Raw genomic sequence first — 1,210 nt, forward strand, 5'->3', positions numbered from 1 at the left:
GTCTGGAGCTCCCGCAGTCTCATCCCACTGCGGACGCTGTCGCCGCGCCTGCCGCTGCGTAACGCATCCTGCAGCTTGCGCAGGTCGCGCGTGGTCTTATCGAACAGGTTGTCCGCGGCGTGACGCTTGCTGTATAGCCGTTGCGCAAAGCGCAGGTGCTTGTATCTCGCACGGATGTGCTTGAACTCAAGGCGTTCGTCGGCGCTCAGCGCTTCGTTGCGAAGCAGCTTGTTGACCAGTCGCAACGCGTCCGCGCGCGTGACGCCGTCTTTCCAGAATTGCAGGCACAGCGCGTAACACTGCCGGATCGATTCCTCCGGGCATGCCAGATCGATGGGGTCGGGAAGGGCGACATGGGCGTCGACGATATCGTTCACATCCACGGCGTCGAACAAGCGCCGCAACGTTTCGGCCGGAAAGGTCTGCCACGTGGTTCCACGACTGCGGATCATTCCTGCACTTCCTCGGGCTTGTAGAACGAAAGCGTATGTCGCCTACGGAAGGAGGACAGGGTCGGGATCAGGAAGAAGAACGCTTCCAGGCACTGACCACCGAAATAGGCGACGGCTGCGCCCATGATGCCAAAGTGATGTGTCAATCCGATGAGCAGCCCGACGTATATCAGTGCCGCAAGTCCTTGCGCGACCAGCGCCGCGCGCTGGCGGCTGGCGATGTAGAGCAGCGATTCGAGGGGAAAGCCCGCCATGGAGACCACGAGGGCGCCGCACATGACCTGGAGCAGACTGTAGGACTCGAGATACTTCGCGCCGAACACCGCGGAGATCAGCGGTTTACCCACGACGAACACCAGCAGGGCGACGAGCACGCCCAGGCCGCCGGCGAGGGCTCCCGAGCGCAGACCCAGCTTCCACGGCCGCGTGCTGGCCGGGTCGAGTCGCATGATCTCGGGATAGAAGCTTTTCTGCATGAGCGAGGCGGGCGTGCCGGCCGCGTCGAAGAAGGTCATGGCGACCTTGAACAGGCCGGCTGCCGTGGGGCCCAGCATGACGCCGACCAGCACGTTGGTGCCCGCGTTACGGGCCGACCAGATCGAGTGGGAGAAGTTGGTCGTCCAGACGAAATCCCAGGCGCCCTTGATGCGGCGGGCCGGGCCGAACAACCCCGGTCGCAGCGCGCGATCGATGTTCTGCCGGCGCAGCTCCTGCACCGCGAAGATCCACAGCGCGATGTCGCCAACCAGGCTGGACAC

At 64.0% G+C, this 1,210-nt stretch carries 2 protein-coding genes; both read right to left on the minus strand.

The window, feature by feature from the left end; all coding sequences use genetic code 11:
- A partial coding sequence (locus tag AC1DSN_RS22900) for a hypothetical protein (RefSeq protein ID WP_477333165.1) occupies positions 1-452 on the minus strand: 452 nt, incomplete at its 3' end.
- The coding region (locus AC1DSN_RS22905) for a lipopolysaccharide biosynthesis protein (RefSeq protein ID WP_477333167.1) at positions 449-1,210 on the minus strand (762 nt) is incomplete at its 5' end. The genes AC1DSN_RS22900 and AC1DSN_RS22905, both read right to left, overlap by 4 nt.

It is taken from the genome of Luteibacter sp. P4_D7_3 (assembly GCF_056401735.1).